Here is a 16,355-nt window from a genome sequence, read left to right on the forward strand (position 1 = left end):
GCTAAAGTATTAATTCTACTGATAAAAAATAAGCGTAGAGGCTACGATGAGCACGACTAAAAATGCCCACGACTCGACCATGCCGTCGGTGTTGGGTAAGCACGACAGTGCTGATGACATGATTCACCGCATCGGTTATGTAACACGTCTACTGCGTGACAGCATGAAAGAGCTGGGGTTGGATCAGCAGATCTCCCAAGCAGCGCAGGCAATTCCAGATGCTAATGATCGCCTTAGTTACGTGGCGGCGATGACGGAACAGGCTGCCGAGCGCGCCTTAAACGCGGTGGAACGCGCCCAGCCACTACAAGATGACCTGGAGAGTGCGGGCGATGCGCTCAACCAGCGTTGGCAGAAAGCCGCTGCTGCCTTGGCCAAAGTGGAAGGTGATGCGACGCTGATTGAAGATACCCAGCACTATCTAAGCCAGACGCTGCCGGATGCCACCGGTGCAACGCAAAAAGAGCTGCTGGAAATCATGATGGCGCAAGACTTCCAAGACCTCACTGGCCAAGTGATTAAAAAGATGATGGAAGTCATTAAGCTAATCGAAGAGCAGCTGGTGCAGGTGTTGGTGGATAATGTCCCTAATGTGGCCGATGGCGTTAAGGCTGAAGACAACCGCGACGAGCATGCCAAATTGAGAAATGGCCCGCAGGTCAATCAAAACAAGACCGATGTCGTCGCGGGGCAAGACCAGGTTGATGACCTTCTGGATGAGCTAGGCTTTTAACCGACACCTAGCCCGGTGGCTAGGCGCGGTTAGTCGCTGTACTAATGTTTACTCTCTTCTTTTGCTGCCTGCTCTTTTTCTATGGCACGAGCCATCGCCGGGCGTGCCGCATGGCGAGCATGGTAAGCCACTAATGGCTCGGGTAACCGGTGTTTCATGCTAGCTGCCCAGCTCAGCGTGTGGGTAAGAAATAGATCCGCTAGGGTAAACGTATCGCCGACAAGGGTTTCTTGGCCATCATAGCGGCGCTCAAGTGCATGCAGCGCGCGCTGGAACTCCCACGCGGCGGTGGGTAAAACGGCCGGTACGCGCCGTTCCTGAGGCAGCGCAAACTTATGCTTGGCCTGGAGCCACAGCGGTTGCTCAATTTCGGTAATGATAAAGCTCAGCCATTGATCGACCTGTGCCCGCTCGGCAGCGCTGTTTGGCAGCAGGTTGCCGTCTCCATACTGTTCTGCGAGGTATCGGCAGATAGACGCCGACTCGAACAGCGTTAGCTCACCATCTTCAATCACGGGCACCTTGCCGTCGGGGTGGCGGGCTAAGTGCTCAGCGGTTTGACCCTCGCCTTTATCCAATGCGACATGCTGGCAACGGTATGCCAGGCCAAGCTCTTCAAGTGTCCAGGTAACCCGCACCGAGCGAGAGTTCGGAAAGCTGTAGTTGGTTATCATGAAACGGCTCCTGTGATGTGCAGTAGAAAACCCACTTTAGGCACTGCCGTGCACGCTTGTTATTACCTACTGGCCTCGGGCGCTACGAATACGCTCGTAGGCATTGCCAATCTCGCTGGTGCGCGCTTGCGCCACTTCTCGCATGCTGTCGGGCAGGCCTTTGCCTGCCAGCTTATCAGGGTGGTTTTGGCTCATTAGGCGGCGGTAAGCTTTTTTGATCTCCGCATCGCTGGCGTCTTCACTGACCCCTAATACTTGATACGCATCTTTTAGCGCCTCTTCACTGGAGCCCTGCGAATTGGCGGCAGCGCCGTGCAGCATCGCTTCAATCTGCTGGACTTCAGCCTCGCTGCAGCCAACGCCGCGGGCGACGCGTAGAATCATTTCGTGCTCTGCGGAGTGGAGCACGCCATCAGCCGCAATGGCGGTAAGCTGCACCTGCAAAAAAACCTGACGCAGAATTGGCTGTCGCTGGGTAAGGCGATTCACCTTGGCAAGCTCGGCATCCAGATTGAAACCGTCGGCGCGACCGCGCTCAAACGCAGCGCGCGCTCTCGTGCGCTGCTCGCCTTGCAGGTGCATCTGGTCAAATAGCTTTTCGGCCACGCCCAGCTCGCCATCGGTGACCTTGCCATCAGCTTGGCATAGGCAACCCATCACCGAAAAAATGGATTCCAAAAAGCCCTCTTGGATTTGCATTCGCGCGATGTTTAACCGGCGTTTGATGCGTCGTCCCAGCCACCAGCCCAAAACACCCCCCACTAGCAGTCCCCAGGAGCCGCCGATGGCGAGGCCAATCAGGCCAAACAGAATAATCAGAAATAGCATGGCATTCTCAATGGTTTAAACGTCAATACGTTACGGCAGGCGGGCACGGATCGCGTTCTCGATGCCCGCAGCATCCAGCCCACAATCGCGTAACAGCTCGGCAGGGGTGCCGTGTTCAACAAAGGCGTCCGGCAGGCCTAAGTTCAGCACCTCCACTTGAACGCCCTCGGCGTGCAGGAGTTCATTGACCGCACTGCCTGCGCCGCCAGTCACCACGTTCTCTTCCAGGGTGACGAGCAGTTCGTGCTCATCGGCCGCATGTAGTACAGCCTCTCGGTCCAGCGGCTTAATCGAGCGCATATTAATGTAAGTCGCGTTGAGCTTATCAGCCACTTCGGCGGCGGCACTGTTGACGCTACCAAACGCCAATAGCGCAATGCGGACACCGTCACTTGTCGAGTGGCGGCGTACTTCGGCTTCGCCGATCGTGAGCGGCTCAAGATGCTCAGGGATGACCGTGCCGGGGCCGGTGCCGCGAGGGTAGCGTACCGCCGCAGGGCCAGGGTGATGGTAGGCAGCGCTAAGCATAGCGCGACACTCGGCTTCATCAGCAGGCGCCAGAATCACCATGCCCGGTACACAGCGTAAAAATGAGAGATCCATACTGCCATGATGGGTGGGGCCGTCTTCGCCTACCAGGCCCGCACGGTCGATGGCGAAGGTGACGTCTAGCTCCTGTACGGCTACATCGTGAATCAACTGGTCGTAGCCACGCTGTAAAAAGGTGGAGTAGATGGCGACGACGGGCTTCATCCCTTCGCAGGCCATGCCGGCCGCTAGGGTGACAGCGTGCTGCTCAGCAATAGCAACATCAAAGTAGCGTTCAGGGTAGGTCTGGGAGAAGCGAATTAAATCAGAGCCCTCGCGCATGGCGGGGGTAATGCCTATCAGCCGAGAATCAGCGGCGGCCATGTCACACAGCCAGTCGCCAAACACGTTGCAATACTTTTTTGGACTGCTTTTTGACGCGGCGGGTTTCTTCACTGGGGCTGTTTTAGCGGCGTCGCTGGGTTTTTCCAGCTTGGTGATGGCGTGGTAACCAATTTGATCGGCTTCGGCGGGTAAAAAGCCTTTGCCTTTCACCGTTTTGATATGCAGGAACTGCGGCCCATCTTCATTGCGTAGGTTGTGCAGCGTGCTGGTCAACGCTTCCAGATCATGGCCGTCGATCGGGCCTACGTAGTTAAAGCCCATCTCTTCAAACAGTGTGGCAGGGCTAACCATGCCTTTCATGTGCTCTTCGGTGCGTCGGGCAAGTTCAAGGGCGCCGGGCAGGTGGGAGAGCACCTTTTTGCTCTCTTCGCGCATTTTCAGATAGGGCTTGCTGGATAGGACGCGCGCTAGGTACGTCGCAATGCCGCCGACGTTTTCAGAGATCGACATCTCGTTATCGTTAAGCACTACCAGCAGGTTGGCATTAACGTGGCCGGCATGGGCCAGAGCTTCAAACGCCATGCCTGCGGTGAGCGCGCCGTCGCCAATAATGGCGCACACCCGGCGCGGGTCGCCTTTCGTTTGGGCCGCCAGCGCCATGCCGAGTGCTGCCGAAATTGATGTACTGGAGTGGCCAACGCCGAAGGTGTCGTATTCAGACTCTGCCCGGCGAGGAAAGGCAGCCAGGCCGCCGTGCTGGCGAATGCTGAGCATTGCGTCGCGGCGGCCAGTGAGAATCTTATGGGGATAAGCCTGGTGGCCTACGTCCCATACTAGGCGGTCTTTAGGGGTATGGAACGCGTGATGTAGCGCTACGCTAAGCTCCACTACGCCAAGGCCTGCGCCAAAATGGCCGCCAGAGACGCCCACGCTATACAGCAGGTAGGCGCGCAGCTCGTCTGCCAGCTGAGCAAGCTGCTGACTATTCATGGCGCGCAGGGCGGCAGGGTGCTCAAAGGAGTCGAGCAGCGGCGTCGTCGGGCGCTCGCGGGGTATCTCGTCGAACAGCTTCATAGGCGGCATGCTTTCATGAGTATGGAGTTAAAAACATCGTTAAGAACATGGTTAAGAGCATCGTTTAGTGGTCGCGCTCGATCATATAGTGCGCTAGGTCGGCCAGCGGTGCGGCACGCTCACCCAGTGGGGCGAGGGCGGAAATCGCCTCATCAATCAGCGCTTGTGCTTTGCGCTGCGCGCCTTCCAGCCCTAGTAGGCTAGGGTAAGTGGGCTTGGCGCGAGCGGCATCAGCGCCCGATATTTTGCCCAGCGTGGCGGTGTCGCCTGTCACGTCCAGTACATCATCGTGAATCTGGAAGGCTAGACCAATGGCGCGGGCGTAGCGAATGAGAGCACTTAAACGGGCATCGTGTTCGTCCACGGCAACTAGCCCGCCGAGGCGCACGGCGGCAACAATCAGCGCGCCGGTTTTATGGCGGTGCATATGCGCTAGCGCGTCGACATCGGGGTGACCGCCAACGGCGGCTAAATCTAGCGCTTGTCCTGCCACCATGCCTTCTCGCCCCGAAGCCACCGCCAGCGTAGTGACCATACTGCCAAGCCGGGGATGGGGTTGGCGAGCAAGCACTTCAAAGGCGAGCGCCTGGAGCGCATCACCGGCTAGAATGGCGGTGGCTTCATCGAAGGCTTTATGGACAGTCGGTTGGCCGCGGCGCAGGTCGTCGTCATCCATGGCGGGTAAATCGTCATGGATCAGCGAGTAAGCGTGAATTAGCTCAATAGCCGCCGCCGGGGCGTCCAGGGCCTCATCATCAGCGCCCAGGGCCTGCCCAGCGAGATACACCAGCAGTGGGCGCAGACGTTTACCACCTACCAGCAGGCCGTGGCGCATGGCGGCTTCTAGGCGTGGCTCAACCGCCGGTTGGGTGTCAAATAAGCCAGAAAGCGTTGCATCTACCCGGGCGTTGCTGGTTTGGCGCAGGGTGGTTAGCCGTGCTGCGTTGGCGGTTACCATGGTGGCGTCTCCTCGCGGTCGTCCCCATCGGTGTGGGCCGTGTCAGCAGGGGTGGCAGCAAAGGGGGCAACCGCTAAACGGCCATCGCGGTCTTCACTTAAAGCGCGCACCGTTAGCTCCGCGCTATCGAGCCGCTGTTGGGCATCACGGGTTAGCCGAACGCCTTGCTCAAACGCTGTTAGCGCATCTTCCAATGAGAGTTCGCCGGACTCCAGGCGTTCCACAAGGCGCTCTAACTGCGTGACCGTTGCGGCAAAATCTTGTGTGGGTGGTGTCTGTTCGCTCATTGGTTCATGCCTACTGTTTTTAACGGCGCCCTGAACGGGTGAAGGGCGGCAAGTGGGGCTGCGGTCGTGCGACTAAAAACAAGCGCACAGTATACACCGAGGCAAGGGGGTGGCGTCTGCCCTCAAGCGGACGGCCATTTTACAACGTGTGCCCGGTTCATCTTGAAAGCGATCACTTTTCATCATCTCAGCGCTCCGGCATGCGGTGCGGCTGTGCTACTATATGGGCCTTCCGTGAACCGATACACGGCGCTTGCCGCCGACCATAGAGGTTGATTCAGCCATGGCCAAAACGTCCCTGGACAAGAGCAAGATCAAGATCCTGCTGCTCGAGGGCGTCCACCAAAGCGCGGTGGACAATTTTCACAACGCAGGCTACGAGAACATCGAGCATCTGCCTACCTCGCTAGATGAAGAGGCGCTGATCGAGAAGATCCGCGACGTTCACTTCATCGGCATTCGCTCTCGTACTCAGTTAACCGAGCGCGTGTTTGAGGCAGCAGAGAAGCTGGTGAGCGTTGGCTGTTTCTGTATCGGTACCAACCAAGTTGACCTGGACGCAGCGCTTAAGCGCGGTATCGCCGTCTTTAATGCGCCTTACTCCAACACCCGTTCGGTGGCCGAGCTGGTGCTGGCAGAGTCGATTATGCTGCTGCGCGGTATTCCTGAGAAAAACGCCCGCGCCCATCAGGGTGGCTGGCTGAAATCCGCCAAAAACTCCCATGAAGCGCGGGGCAAAACCCTGGGTATCGTGGGCTATGGCAGTATCGGTGCTCAGCTGTCCGTGCTTGCGGAGTCACTGGGCTTTAATGTGATTTACTACGATGTCATCACCAAGCTGGGCATGGGTAACGCAAGCCAAGTACCCAGCCTTGAGCAGCTGCTTGAGCGTTCAGACGTGGTCAGTCTGCATGTACCCGACCTGCCCTCGACCCGCTGGATGATGGGCGAAAAAGAGATTGCGGCCATGAAAGATGGCGCGATCTTAATTAATGCGGCCCGTGGCAGCGTGGTGGAAATTGAGCCGCTTGCGGCAGCGATCAAGGCCGGCAAGCTCAACGGCGCCGCCATCGATGTTTTCCCGGTGGAGCCAAAAGGCAACGATGAAGAGTTCCAAAGCCCGCTGCGCGGCTTGGAAAACGTCATTCTGACGCCGCATATTGGTGGTTCCACCCTGGAAGCTCAGGAGAACATCGGTATTGAAGTGGCGGAGAAGCTGATCACGTATTCTGATAACGGCACCACGGTAACGTCGGTCAACTTCCCTGAAGTGGCGCTGCCCGCGCACCCGGACAAGCACCGTTTGCTGCATATTCACGATAACGTGCCGGGCGTACTTTCCCAGATCAACCGTGTGCTGTCTGAAAACGGCATCAACATCTCGGGTCAGTATCTGCAAACCAACGACAAGGTTGGCTACGTGGTGATCGATGTGGACAAGGCGTATGGCCCGAAGGCGCTTGAAGCCTTAAGAGAAGTCGAGCACACGCTGAAAATCCGTGCGCTCTACTCGGCGCACAATAGCTAAGTAGCGCTTCTCACCAAAACGGCCCCTTAAGGGGCCGTTTTGCTTTCTACCGTCCATCACGCAAGGTCAAACAGTAGCACTTCGCCCGCCTCTTTACAGGTCAGTGTTATGTCCTCTTCGGGGGTGAACGCTGCCGCATCGCCGGTGCTCAGCGTTTCGCCGTTAACCTCCACCGCGCCTTTTACCACGTGTAGCCATGCGTAACGGGTAGCGGGTGGCGCCACCTGATCCCCAGGGCTAAGTAAGCTCGCGTAGAGGTTAACGTCCTGATTAATGCTCACCGACCCCTCGCCTCCCGCCTGGGAAACCACTAAGCGCCACTGGCTCTGACGCTCAGCAGCGGGAAAGTGTTTCTGCTCATAGCTGGGCGTAATGCCGCGTTTGGCAGGTTGAATCCAAATCTGCAGAAAGTGCAGCCCATGTTGTTGGGAGTGGTTGAATTCGCTGTGCAGCACGCCGTTGCCGGCGGACATGCGTTGCACGTCGCCTGGGCGCATGACCTCGCCATTGCCCATATTGTCGCGATGCTCCATCTCTCCCTCCAGCACATAGGAGAGAATTTCCATATCGCGATGGGGGTGGGCGCCAAAACCGTTACCAGGCGTTACCCGGTCTTCGTTTATAACCCTCAGCGCACGAAATCCCATGTGGTTGGGGTCCATATAATTGGCGAATGAGAAGGTGTGGAAAGAGCGTAGCCAGCCGTGGTCGGCGTAGCCACGCTCATGAGAACGACGAATCTGCATAGCAGTGCTCCAAAAAGTGACTAACAGTGATGCTCACTATACGTTCGGCGCTGGGGGGCGTGGGGTGAAGGTTTCTATACGGTAACATCGAATAAATCGACGATTAGCGGTTAAGGGGGCGTCGCTTAGCGGTTTTACTGAACTTTTTGCTCACTTTTCGTTAAAATGTGCGCCTCTTTTCACCCGGTCCGCCCTTTGCGGGGGCGACTACCAGGAGTTTTATAATGACGGTCTCATCCTCTGTTTCCACCCCTGTCTCAAGCCCCGTGCCGCCCATCGTGGTGGCGGCGCTGTATAAATTTGTCACCCTGAACGATTTTGAAGCGCTGCGCGAGCCGCTGCGCCAAACCATGCTCGACAACGGCGTAAAAGGCACGTTGCTGCTCGCCAAAGAGGGCATTAACGGCACTGTTGCTGGCTCTCGCGAGGGTGTCGACGCCCTGCTGGCCTGGCTGACCGCCGACCCGCGCTTAAGCGATATTGACCATAAAGAGTCGTTCTGCGACGAGATGCCGTTCTACCGTACTAAAGTAAAGTTAAAAAAAGAGATCGTCACCTTAGGGGTGCCCGATGTTGACCCTAACGACACGGTAGGCACCTACGTTGAACCCGAAAACTGGAACGATGTGATCGCTGACCCAGAGGTGCTGGTCATTGATACGCGTAACGACTACGAAGTGGCGATTGGCAGCTTTGAGGGCGCGGTTGACCCCAAAACGACCACGTTCCGCGAATTTCCTGAGTACGTGCGCGAGCACTACAACCCGGAGCAGCACAAGAAAGTTGCCATGTTCTGCACCGGCGGCATCCGCTGCGAAAAAGCCTCTAGCTTTATGCTGAAAGAGGGCTTTGAAGAGGTGTATCACCTCAAAGGCGGTGTGCTGAACTACCTGGAAAAAGTGCCGGAAGAGCAGTCCTTGTGGCGCGGCGAGTGCTTTGTGTTTGATAACCGAGTGACGGTGCGCCACGACCTTAGCGAAGGCGAACACGAACAGTGCCATGCCTGCCGGATGCCGATCTCCCAGGAAGACATGCAGTCGTCGGCCTATGAGCCGGGCATTAGCTGCCCCCACTGCATCGACTCGCTGCCCGAGAAAACCCGCGCTGCAGCCCGAGAGCGTCAGCGCCAAATCGAATTAGCCAAAGCCCGCGGCGAACCGCACCCGCTGGGGTATAACCATCGTAAGGACGGTCGCAAGCTTGCAGGTAAGAGCGAACGCAGCGACGTGACCGAACACGTATAAACAGTATGGCCTCCTGCCTAGCAGGAGGCCACTTTGGTCGTACCCCGCCACGCCTTGCCTCAGTACGCGCTAGACTAGCAGCAACCCAACGTCTAGGAGCTTCCCATGTCGACCTCTCACACGGTAGCGCAGGCGACTGAAGACCTGCTACATCGCACAGACCACCAGGGTGTGATCACCTTAACGCTGAACCAGCCTGAGCGCTTTAATGCGCTCTCCGAGGCGATGCTAGAAGCGCTGCAAACGGCGCTAGAGGAGATTGCCCAGGATGAGCAGGTACGCTGCGTGGTGTTAGCCGCAAGCGGTAAAGCTTTTTGTGCGGGTCACGATTTAAAGCAGATGCGCGCCAACCCGGATAAAGCCTACTACCAAGTGCTGTTTGCCCGCTGTGGCGCGGTGATGCAAGCCATTGTTAATTTGCCCGTACCGGTGATTGCTAAAGTGCAGGGTATTGCAACGGCGGCGGGCTGTCAGCTGGTGGCCAGCTGTGATTTAGCGGTGGCGGCCAGCAGCGCGCGGTTTGCGGTGTCGGGCATTAACGTGGGGTTGTTTTGCTCCACGCCCGCCGTGGCGCTCTCGCGCAATGTTTCTCAAAAGCGGGCGATGGAAATGCTGCTGACTGGGGAGTTTATTAGCGCTGCCCAAGCAGCGGAGTGGGGGTTAATCAACCGCGTTGCGGAAGACGATGCCTTGGACAGCGCGGTGGATGCACTGACCGCCAGTATCTGTGCTAAAAGCGCGGTGGCGGTGCGCACCGGTAAAGCGATGTTTGCCCGTCAGCTAACGATGCCACTGGATGAAGCCTACGCCTTTGCAGGCGAAACCATGGCCTGCAATATGCTGGCAGACGATGTTAGTGAAGGCATTGATGCCTTTATTGCCAAGCGGCCACCCCAGTGGCGTCATCGGTAATACACCATCAACAGCATTGGTGGAATTTGTTTCCGTAAACGCGACAACGCCTAGTAGGCACGTTATCCTCACCCCCTTTTATGCAAAGACGCCTTTTAGGGGAGAACAAGGTGAGTGAAGTCAAGCGCAGGTCAGTCGGACGCCCGGCGGGAGCCACCAAAGCAAGCGGCGGGCACAGCCAATCGTTGGTACGAGGCCTCACGCTGCTTGAGTATCTATCCGCTAGCCCGCTCGGGTTAGCTCTTTCAGAGCTGGCGGACATGGCCGATCTTGCGCCGTCGACTACTCACCGTTTGCTCCAGGCGCTGCAGAGCCAAGGCTTTGTCACCCAGGAGAGTGACCAAGGGCTATGGCGCATTGATGTGAAAACCTTTCGCATCGGCAACAGCTTCTTGGAAGCGCGGGATGTCGTCGCCAAAAGCCGCCCCTTTTTACGCCGCTTAACCGCAGAAACCGGCGAAACCGCCAACCTGGGCATTCGCGATGGCGCAACGGCGGTGTTTCTTGCCCAGCATGAGTCACCGCAGATGATGCGCATGATTACGCGCTTGGGCTCACGCGCGCCACTGCATGCCTCAGGTGTGGGTAAAGCGCTGCTCGCCTGGATGAGTGAGGAAGAGCGCAGCGAGCTGCTTAAAGGCTACGAGCTTCATCGCGTCACTGAAAACACGCTCTACCAGGCGGATAGCTTACTCACCGAAATGGCCGCCATTCGTGCCCAAGGGTTTGCCTGCGACCGGGAAGAGCACGCCATTGGCCTGCACTGTGTGGCGGCCTGCATTTATGACGAGCATGCTACGCCACTGGCCGCTATTTCGGTGTCAGGCCCCGTGGCACGGATTCCTGAGGAGCGCCTGTTAGCGCTGGGCGCGCTGGTGCGCAAAATTGCCGATGAAATTACCCTTCAGCTCGGCGGCCATGTGCCCCGCAGTTAAGGCATAGCGCGCCATGTTTAGCCTGTTTTGGGTGGCACTTGCCAGCGCTACGCTGCTGCCCGGTGGCTCTGAGGTGTGGCTTGCCCGGTTATGGTGTTTGGGTGAGCCAGCGCTTGCGCTGTGGGTCGTCGCCACTGTGGGCAACACCCTTGGCAGTATGATTAACGTGGCGATGGGGCGCTATGCCCGACAGTTTCAGCATCGTCGCTGGTTCCCCGCGTCTCCCTCCAGCCTAGCGCGCGCCGAGCGCTGGTATCACCGCTTTGGTGAGTACAGCTTATTGATTTCCTGGGCGCCGATTATTGGCGATCCGTTAACGGTACTGGCGGGCGTTTTTAAACTGCCCTGGTGGCGCGCCTTGCTGTGGATCGTGCTCGCCAAAGGCGCGCGCTACGCGTTAGTACTTGCCTTGGCGCATCAGTGGCTCGCGCCGCTGTGCAGTTAAGGCTATGTCTTTAAGATCAAGCCGTTGACGAGTGGCCATTGCGCGTGCACGCGGGCTTGAGAATCCCATGTTACCCTAGGGTATCGTTATACAAGGTTTGCATCTCAGCACGGTGCGCTATGTTGGTAGGTAACAACGTTTGTATGTAGCAACGTTTTCTTAGAGCAAAGCTTTTATATAGCAAGGCTTGTTTGTGACGAAGTTTGTGTATAGCGAATCAACCGCCGCATGTTAAGCAATACTCACCCGAAGGGAGGTTAAGGTGACGCCACTACGTTTATTACCCTGGCTAAGCGTCTGGATGCTAGCGCTGTTTGCCCTATTCGCCACGCCGGCGCTGGCGCAGACGATGCTCACGGCAGAAGAACAAGAGGCCGCACAAACCGAGGAAGGAGCGCCGACCTACGCCGCGCTTGCTGACCTGCTTGAAGATGAGCAGGGGCGCCAAGCGCTTATTGAGCTGCTGCGCAACCAAGCCTCAACGCTGCCCGATGGGTTGGCTAACGAGCTGTCGCCGGAAGCGGCGGCTCAAGGCGGCGAAGTAGCCCCTGAAGAGGTGTCGCTGCCGCGTCAGCTGGCCGAGCTAACCAGCCGGGTGGTCGGTGATGTTGGCGGGCAGATAGAGCAGGCGATAGCGGTTGTGGGGGAGCTATTTGCTGGCCAAGGCGCGGGTACGTTCGACATGGCTATGTTTGTCAGCGCGGCGGTTAACCTAGGCATTGTGATTGTTGCGACCTTCGCAATGTTTATGCTGTTTCGTCGTTTGGCTAAACCCTTATTTACCAAGATAAGTGGATGGTCTCAGCTGGGTAGCGGTTTAACACCGGTGCTTAGGCTGGTGCTGTGTGTGGCCATTGCGGCGGTTGTTGATGTTTTGCTCGTTGCTTTTGCCTACGTGGGCGGCAACTTGGTGGCGACGTTTGCGGTGGGTGAAACTGGCGAACTCTCTACACGTGCCTCGCTCTTCTTAAATGCCTTCCTGGTGATTGAACTACTGAAAGCCGCCGTGCGGATGCTGTTCTCTTCACGCTATGAAGGGCTGCGCCTGCTGCCGATTTCTGCGCAAGAAGCGTCCTACTGGAACCGCTGGTTAGCGCGATTAATCGGCATGGTCGGGTATGGTTTAATGGTGGTTGTTCCGTTGGTGAACTACTACCTCGCGCCTGCCTTGGGGCAAGCAGTGGGCACGCTGATCATGCTGCTGGCCTTTATCTATGCCGTGGCGGTGGTACTGAAAAATCGTGTGCGCCTGCGCGATAACCTAAACGAAATGGGCAGTCGCTCAACCCTGATGGCAAGCCGTGTATCGCTACAGCTGTTTGCTCGCACTTGGCATCTCTTTGCGCTGATCTATTTCCTGATGGTGTTTGTCTTAACCCTGACGCGCCCTGGGGATGCGCTGCCGTTTGTGTTGTTTGCGACGCTGAAAACGTTAGTGGCCGTGGTCATTGGCCTGCTCGCCTCGGCATTTCTCACTCAGACGATTGGCCGTCGTATTCAGCTATCCGACGATCTGCGGCGCAAACTGCCGCTATTGGAAGTGCGTTTAAATAGCTACGTCCCCAACGCCTTGCGCATACTGCGTACGGTGATCGTGGTGGCTGTCATCATGGTGGTGCTGGATGCGTGGGGAGCGTTTGATTTAGCCGGCTGGTACGCGTCTGAGCGCGGTGCGAACCTCGTGGGTAAATTAGTTGGGGTCGCGATCATTTTGGTTGTCGCTTTTGGTGTTTGGCTGGGGCTGGCGAGCCTGATTGAGCATAAGCTCAACCCGGAAACAGGCCATGGTGAGCCCTCGGCGCGTGCTAAAACGCTGCTCAGCCTGTTCCGTAACGCCTTGGCCATTGCCATGGTCACGATTACCGGCATGATCGTGCTGTCCGAAATTGGCATTAATATCGGGCCACTCATTGCCGGTGCCGGTGTGCTAGGTTTGGCCATTGGTTTTGGCGCCCAGAAACTGGTGCAGGACGTGATTACCGGCATCTTTATTCAGGTAGAAAATGCCATGAACACGGGTGACGTTGTCACCGTCGGTGGCGTCACCGGTACGGCTGAGCGGTTAAGTATACGCTCGGTGGGTATTCGTGATTTATCAGGTACTTACCACATCGTGCCGTTTTCGAGCGTGGATACCGTGTCTAACTACATGCGTGAGTACGGCAACCACGTGGGTGAGTACGGGATTGGCTATAACGAGAGCATTGACGAGGCAATCGAGCAGCTGCAGCTGGCGTTTGAAGACCTGCAGGCCAGCGAAGAGCATGGTCATAAGCTGCTGGCTGAGCTGACCGTTGCGGGCGTTACCGCACTGGCAGATAGCTCCGTCAATATCCGTGTGGTGATCAAAACAACGCCGGGCGACCAGTGGGGTGTAGGGCGTGCTTATAACCGGTTGGTGAAGTTGCGTTTTGATGCGGCCGGTATCGAGATTCCGTTCCCGCATACCACGCTCTACTTTGGGGAAACCAAGGGCGGTAAAACGCCCCCTGCCAATGTGCGTGTATTGGACTCCACGGCGGAGCGTAAAAAGGTGGAAACCTCGCCTGTCGGTCAGCAAGGTGAGCCATCTTCAGGCGCGTCGGCTCAGGCCACCAATGAGCCTGATCATCTAAAACCGGATCATGATGATGTGGACGACGTGTAACGCGAAGCGCTGATCGATTAGCGCGTTAATACTGGGGCCGCCTTAGGGCTGCCCCAGTGCGTTGGGAGGGTTTCAAAGAAAACTAACCTGGGTAGTTTTCAGAATGACGCCCTTCTAAATTGATCGACTCTCCACCATCCACAAACAGTATTTGTCCGGCCACAAAGTCGTTGTCCAATAAGTAGTGCAGCGCTTGTACAAGGTGCGCGGGGCTGCCTTGATGATCCACCGGGATGCCGTCTATGCGCCACTGTATATAGTCGCTGGTGCGCTGAGAGGCGGGCAGCACGACGCCCGGGGCAATGCCGTTGATGCGTAGCCGTGGCGCAAACTCCAGCGCTGCCATGCGCGTCATATCGGCAAGGCTCTTCTTCGACAGTAAATAGGCGGCATAAGGGTATTGGTGGTAGGCCACTTTATTGTCAATGATGTTGACGACCTGCCCGCTCTCCACGGCTTCCGCAAAGTGCCGTGTGAGCAGCAACGGTGTGAACATATTGACCCTGAATTGCGTCTCCAGCATCGCTAGGTCGGTGCCTGCAATGGGCGCTGGTTCATACGCAGAGGCGCTATTTAACAGCAGGTTTAAGCCTGGGAAGTGCTGTTTGGCAGCAGCGACAAGGTCTTCCAGCGAATCGCTTAAGAAGTTGCACGGCACTATCTCACACGCTTGGCCTTTGTGGCGTATAGCTTGCGCCACCTCTTCGGCTTCTTCACGCGAGCTGTTGACGTGTAGGGCGATATCATAGCCTTTTTCGGCCAGGGCTTCGGCGAAGTGGCGCCCTAAGCGTGTCGCGCCGCCAGTAACCAGCGCTGCTGATGAACTCATATAAGGCTCCCTCATTGGATTAACGTTTCAGCGTATGACGCGTTCCTCATGACTCTCTGCGTGAGCGCAGCGTTTGTCAATATCTTGTACAGAGCTTGAACAAAATAGCAGGCAGACTACTCTTAGGGGTCGTTAGTCGGTTTGATCGCTACGCACGGGTTATGCCTCTGAGTCTTCGGTTTTGTAAGCAGTTAATAAGTCGCTTATATGCACTAACATTGGGATGCCGCTATGCCTTCGTCTTCATCGTTACCTACGACACCGTTCACTACGACGCCTGATTCAGCGCGACATGAGTGCTTAATCTCGTTAGGCAGCAACATTCAACCTGAGCATCATTACGCCCAAGCGCTGGCTATCTTAGAGCAGGAGTGTGAGCTGGTGGCGAACTCCCAGGCAATTCGCACCGCGCCTGTGGGCTATCAGCAGCAACCAGACTTCCTCAATGCAGCGTTATTGGTGCGCACGGCCTTCGATTACGCCGCGTTTCGTGCTTACTTGAAAGACGTTGAAGCACGCTTGGGACGGGTGCGTGGCCCGATTAAATCCGGCCCTAGAACCATGGATTTGGATATTGTGGCGTGGGATGGTGAGGTCGTTGATAACGGCTATTATCATCACGACTATGTGCGCGGCCCGGTTGATGAAGTGCTGGTCGCTACTGGGCGCACTATTGCTCCTTCGGCGAGCGCGCTATAAAGCGTTTTTTAATCGGCTCACTCTCACCTTTTTTGCGCCTTGGCCGATAATAGAGTGTCTGCCACAGCGTTAATCTACCGCTGATGGGGTAGCCCCTAGAGGAACGAGCGTGATCAGCCTTGCGACCAACCTAACGTCGCTACTGGTGCAAAATAATCTGCGCAGTAGTCAGCAGTCGATGCAAACCGCCATGCAGCGGTTATCGTCGGGGCTGCGCATTAATAGCGCCAAGGATGACCCTGCCGGTCAGGCGATTGCCAATCGCATGACGGCACAAATTAAAGGCATGAACCAGGCGATCCGCAACACCAATGACGGCATCTCTATGGTGCAAACCGCCGAAGGCACGCTTAACCAGATTAACGACAATCTGCAGCGCATTCGAGAGCTAAGCGTTCAGGCGGCCAACGGCACCAATGCACCCTCCGATCTGGCGTCTATCCAGGGGGAAATCGACCAGCGTTTGGAGGAGATTGAGCGCCTGGCAGGGCAAAGCAATTTCAACGGCATCGGGCTGTTGGGAAGCGATAAGACGCTCAATATCCAGGTGGGCGCCAATGCAGGCAATGTGATTGGCGTTCGCTTTGAAGCGATGAGCCTACAGGCATTAGGTTTGGCAGGCTTTAGCGTACTGAACGATAGCAGCGCCACTGACAATCCGCTCACTGCTATGGATGACGCACTTAAACGCGTTGACCGTCAGCGCAGCTACATGGGTGCAGTACAGAACCGTTTTGAGAGCGTTATCGAAGGGCTGAATACCAACATTATCAACACGTCTGCCGCGCGGTCGCGCATCCAGGATGCGGATTACGCACAGGAAGTCTCGAATCTGATCCGCGCACAAATTCTACAGCAGGCAGGTATCGCGATATTGGCTCAGGCCAACCAGCAGCCGCAGATGATTTTGCGACTGCTGGAAGGGCTTTAAGGAGCGCGGTAG

Annotated in this window: 16 protein-coding genes; 9 read left to right on the forward strand and 7 right to left on the reverse strand. The window is 56.8% G+C overall.

Features of this window, described 5'->3' with window-relative positions; genetic code table 11:
• Window positions 1–46 precede the first annotated feature (46 nt).
• Complete coding sequence (gene cheZ / locus LOS15_RS15295) at window positions 47–733, forward strand: protein phosphatase CheZ (protein WP_263066838.1); 687 nt, start codon at window positions 47–49, stop codon at window positions 731–733.
• Between the two features lie 41 nt (window positions 734–774).
• Here cheZ and LOS15_RS15300 read toward each other — a convergent pair whose 3' ends face one another.
• From LOS15_RS15300 to xseB, 5 genes are all read right to left on the reverse strand, one after another.
• Window positions 775–1,407 carry a glutathione S-transferase family protein gene (locus tag LOS15_RS15300; protein WP_263066840.1) on the reverse strand — a complete coding sequence of 211 codons (633 nt, stop codon included), beginning with the start codon at window positions 1,405–1,407 and terminating at the stop codon, window positions 775–777.
• A 66-nt stretch (window positions 1,408–1,473) separates the two neighbouring features.
• Complete coding sequence (djlA, locus tag LOS15_RS15305; protein WP_263066842.1) at window positions 1,474–2,235, reverse strand: co-chaperone DjlA; 762 nt, start codon at window positions 2,233–2,235, stop codon at window positions 1,474–1,476.
• Between the two features lie 30 nt (window positions 2,236–2,265).
• Window positions 2,266–4,182, reverse strand: coding sequence for a 1-deoxy-D-xylulose-5-phosphate synthase (gene dxs, locus LOS15_RS15310; protein ID WP_263066844.1), 1,917 nt, complete (start codon window positions 4,180–4,182; stop codon window positions 2,266–2,268).
• 64 nt (window positions 4,183–4,246) lie between these two features.
• Window positions 4,247–5,140, reverse strand: coding sequence for a (2E,6E)-farnesyl diphosphate synthase (gene ispA / locus LOS15_RS15315; protein ID WP_263066846.1), 894 nt, complete (start codon window positions 5,138–5,140; stop codon window positions 4,247–4,249).
• Window positions 5,134–5,427 carry an exodeoxyribonuclease VII small subunit gene (gene xseB, locus LOS15_RS15320; RefSeq protein ID WP_263066849.1) on the reverse strand — a complete coding sequence of 98 codons (294 nt, stop codon included), beginning with the start codon at window positions 5,425–5,427 and terminating at the stop codon, window positions 5,134–5,136. The genes ispA and xseB overlap by 7 nt, the downstream gene beginning before the upstream one ends.
• Window positions 5,428–5,710: 283 nt before the next feature.
• Between xseB and serA the strand changes: the two genes are divergently transcribed.
• Entirely contained in the window at window positions 5,711–6,955 is a 1,245-nt protein-coding gene (gene serA, locus LOS15_RS15325; RefSeq protein WP_263066851.1) for a phosphoglycerate dehydrogenase, read from the forward strand.
• Between the two features lie 56 nt (window positions 6,956–7,011).
• Here serA and LOS15_RS15330 read toward each other — a convergent pair whose 3' ends face one another.
• Window positions 7,012–7,701 (reverse strand): pirin family protein, encoded by a 690-nt coding sequence (locus LOS15_RS15330; RefSeq protein WP_263066852.1) that lies wholly within the window; start codon window positions 7,699–7,701, stop codon window positions 7,012–7,014.
• A 224-nt stretch (window positions 7,702–7,925) separates the two neighbouring features.
• Between LOS15_RS15330 and LOS15_RS15335 the strand changes: the two genes are divergently transcribed.
• From LOS15_RS15335 to ybiO, 5 genes are all read left to right on the forward strand, one after another.
• A complete protein-coding gene (locus tag LOS15_RS15335) occupies window positions 7,926–8,945 on the forward strand; it encodes a rhodanese-related sulfurtransferase (RefSeq protein WP_263066854.1) in 1,020 nt (339 codons plus the stop codon).
• Between the two features lie 105 nt (window positions 8,946–9,050).
• Entirely contained in the window at window positions 9,051–9,857 is an 807-nt protein-coding gene (locus tag LOS15_RS15340) for an enoyl-CoA hydratase (protein ID WP_263066856.1), read from the forward strand.
• Window positions 9,858–9,967: 110 nt separating this feature from the next.
• A complete protein-coding gene (locus LOS15_RS15345) occupies window positions 9,968–10,792 on the forward strand; it encodes an IclR family transcriptional regulator C-terminal domain-containing protein (protein WP_263066858.1) in 825 nt (274 codons plus the stop codon).
• A 13-nt stretch (window positions 10,793–10,805) separates the two neighbouring features.
• Window positions 10,806–11,237, forward strand: coding sequence for a YqaA family protein (locus LOS15_RS15350; protein ID WP_263066860.1), 432 nt, complete (start codon window positions 10,806–10,808; stop codon window positions 11,235–11,237).
• 262 nt (window positions 11,238–11,499) lie between these two features.
• Window positions 11,500–13,884: a mechanosensitive channel protein gene (gene ybiO / locus LOS15_RS15355; RefSeq protein WP_263066862.1), complete on the forward strand. Its 2,385-nt coding sequence runs from the start codon at window positions 11,500–11,502 to the stop codon at window positions 13,882–13,884.
• A gap of 82 nt (window positions 13,885–13,966) precedes the next feature.
• Here the strand turns inward: ybiO and LOS15_RS15360 are convergent, their stop codons facing one another.
• Window positions 13,967–14,713 (reverse strand): SDR family NAD(P)-dependent oxidoreductase, encoded by a 747-nt coding sequence (locus LOS15_RS15360; RefSeq protein WP_263066864.1) that lies wholly within the window; start codon window positions 14,711–14,713, stop codon window positions 13,967–13,969.
• A 231-nt stretch (window positions 14,714–14,944) separates the two neighbouring features.
• On the opposite strand from LOS15_RS15360, the gene folK reads away from it, so the two are divergent.
• Both folK and LOS15_RS15370 read left to right on the forward strand, forming a co-directional pair.
• A complete protein-coding gene (folK, locus tag LOS15_RS15365) occupies window positions 14,945–15,412 on the forward strand; it encodes a 2-amino-4-hydroxy-6-hydroxymethyldihydropteridine diphosphokinase (RefSeq protein WP_263066866.1) in 468 nt (155 codons plus the stop codon).
• Window positions 15,413–15,521: 109 nt separating this feature from the next.
• Entirely contained in the window at window positions 15,522–16,343 is an 822-nt protein-coding gene (locus LOS15_RS15370) for a flagellin (RefSeq protein WP_263066868.1), read from the forward strand.
• Window positions 16,344–16,355: the final 12 nt, after the last annotated feature.

The sequence above is a fragment of the Halomonas sp. 7T genome (genome assembly GCF_025643255.1).
In the GTDB taxonomy this organism is placed as follows: domain Bacteria; phylum Pseudomonadota; class Gammaproteobacteria; order Pseudomonadales; family Halomonadaceae; genus Vreelandella.

What these genes read in the sequence shown, in the direction of transcription:
- LOS15_RS15335 (WP_263066854.1), top strand. Translation starts at nt 7,926, where the DNA reads ATGACGGTCTCATCCTCTGTTTCCACCCCTGTCTCAAGCCCCGTGCCG.
- dxs (WP_263066844.1), bottom strand. Translation starts at nt 4,182, where the DNA reads ATGAAGCTGTTCGACGAGATACCCCGCGAGCGCCCGACGACGCCGCTG.
- serA (WP_263066851.1), top strand. Translation starts at nt 5,711, where the DNA reads ATGGCCAAAACGTCCCTGGACAAGAGCAAGATCAAGATCCTGCTGCTC.
- xseB (WP_263066849.1), bottom strand. Translation starts at nt 5,427, where the DNA reads ATGAGCGAACAGACACCACCCACACAAGATTTTGCCGCAACGGTCACG.
- LOS15_RS15300 (WP_263066840.1), bottom strand. Translation starts at nt 1,407, where the DNA reads ATGATAACCAACTACAGCTTTCCGAACTCTCGCTCGGTGCGGGTTACC.
- cheZ (WP_263066838.1), top strand. Translation starts at nt 47, where the DNA reads ATGAGCACGACTAAAAATGCCCACGACTCGACCATGCCGTCGGTGTTG.
- ispA (WP_263066846.1), bottom strand. Translation starts at nt 5,140, where the DNA reads ATGGTAACCGCCAACGCAGCACGGCTAACCACCCTGCGCCAAACCAGC.
- LOS15_RS15340 (WP_263066856.1), top strand. Translation starts at nt 9,051, where the DNA reads ATGTCGACCTCTCACACGGTAGCGCAGGCGACTGAAGACCTGCTACAT.
- LOS15_RS15360 (WP_263066864.1), bottom strand. Translation starts at nt 14,713, where the DNA reads ATGAGTTCATCAGCAGCGCTGGTTACTGGCGGCGCGACACGCTTAGGG.
- folK (WP_263066866.1), top strand. Translation starts at nt 14,945, where the DNA reads ATGCCTTCGTCTTCATCGTTACCTACGACACCGTTCACTACGACGCCT.
- djlA (WP_263066842.1), bottom strand. Translation starts at nt 2,235, where the DNA reads ATGCTATTTCTGATTATTCTGTTTGGCCTGATTGGCCTCGCCATCGGC.
- LOS15_RS15350 (WP_263066860.1), top strand. Translation starts at nt 10,806, where the DNA reads ATGTTTAGCCTGTTTTGGGTGGCACTTGCCAGCGCTACGCTGCTGCCC.
- LOS15_RS15330 (WP_263066852.1), bottom strand. Translation starts at nt 7,701, where the DNA reads ATGCAGATTCGTCGTTCTCATGAGCGTGGCTACGCCGACCACGGCTGG.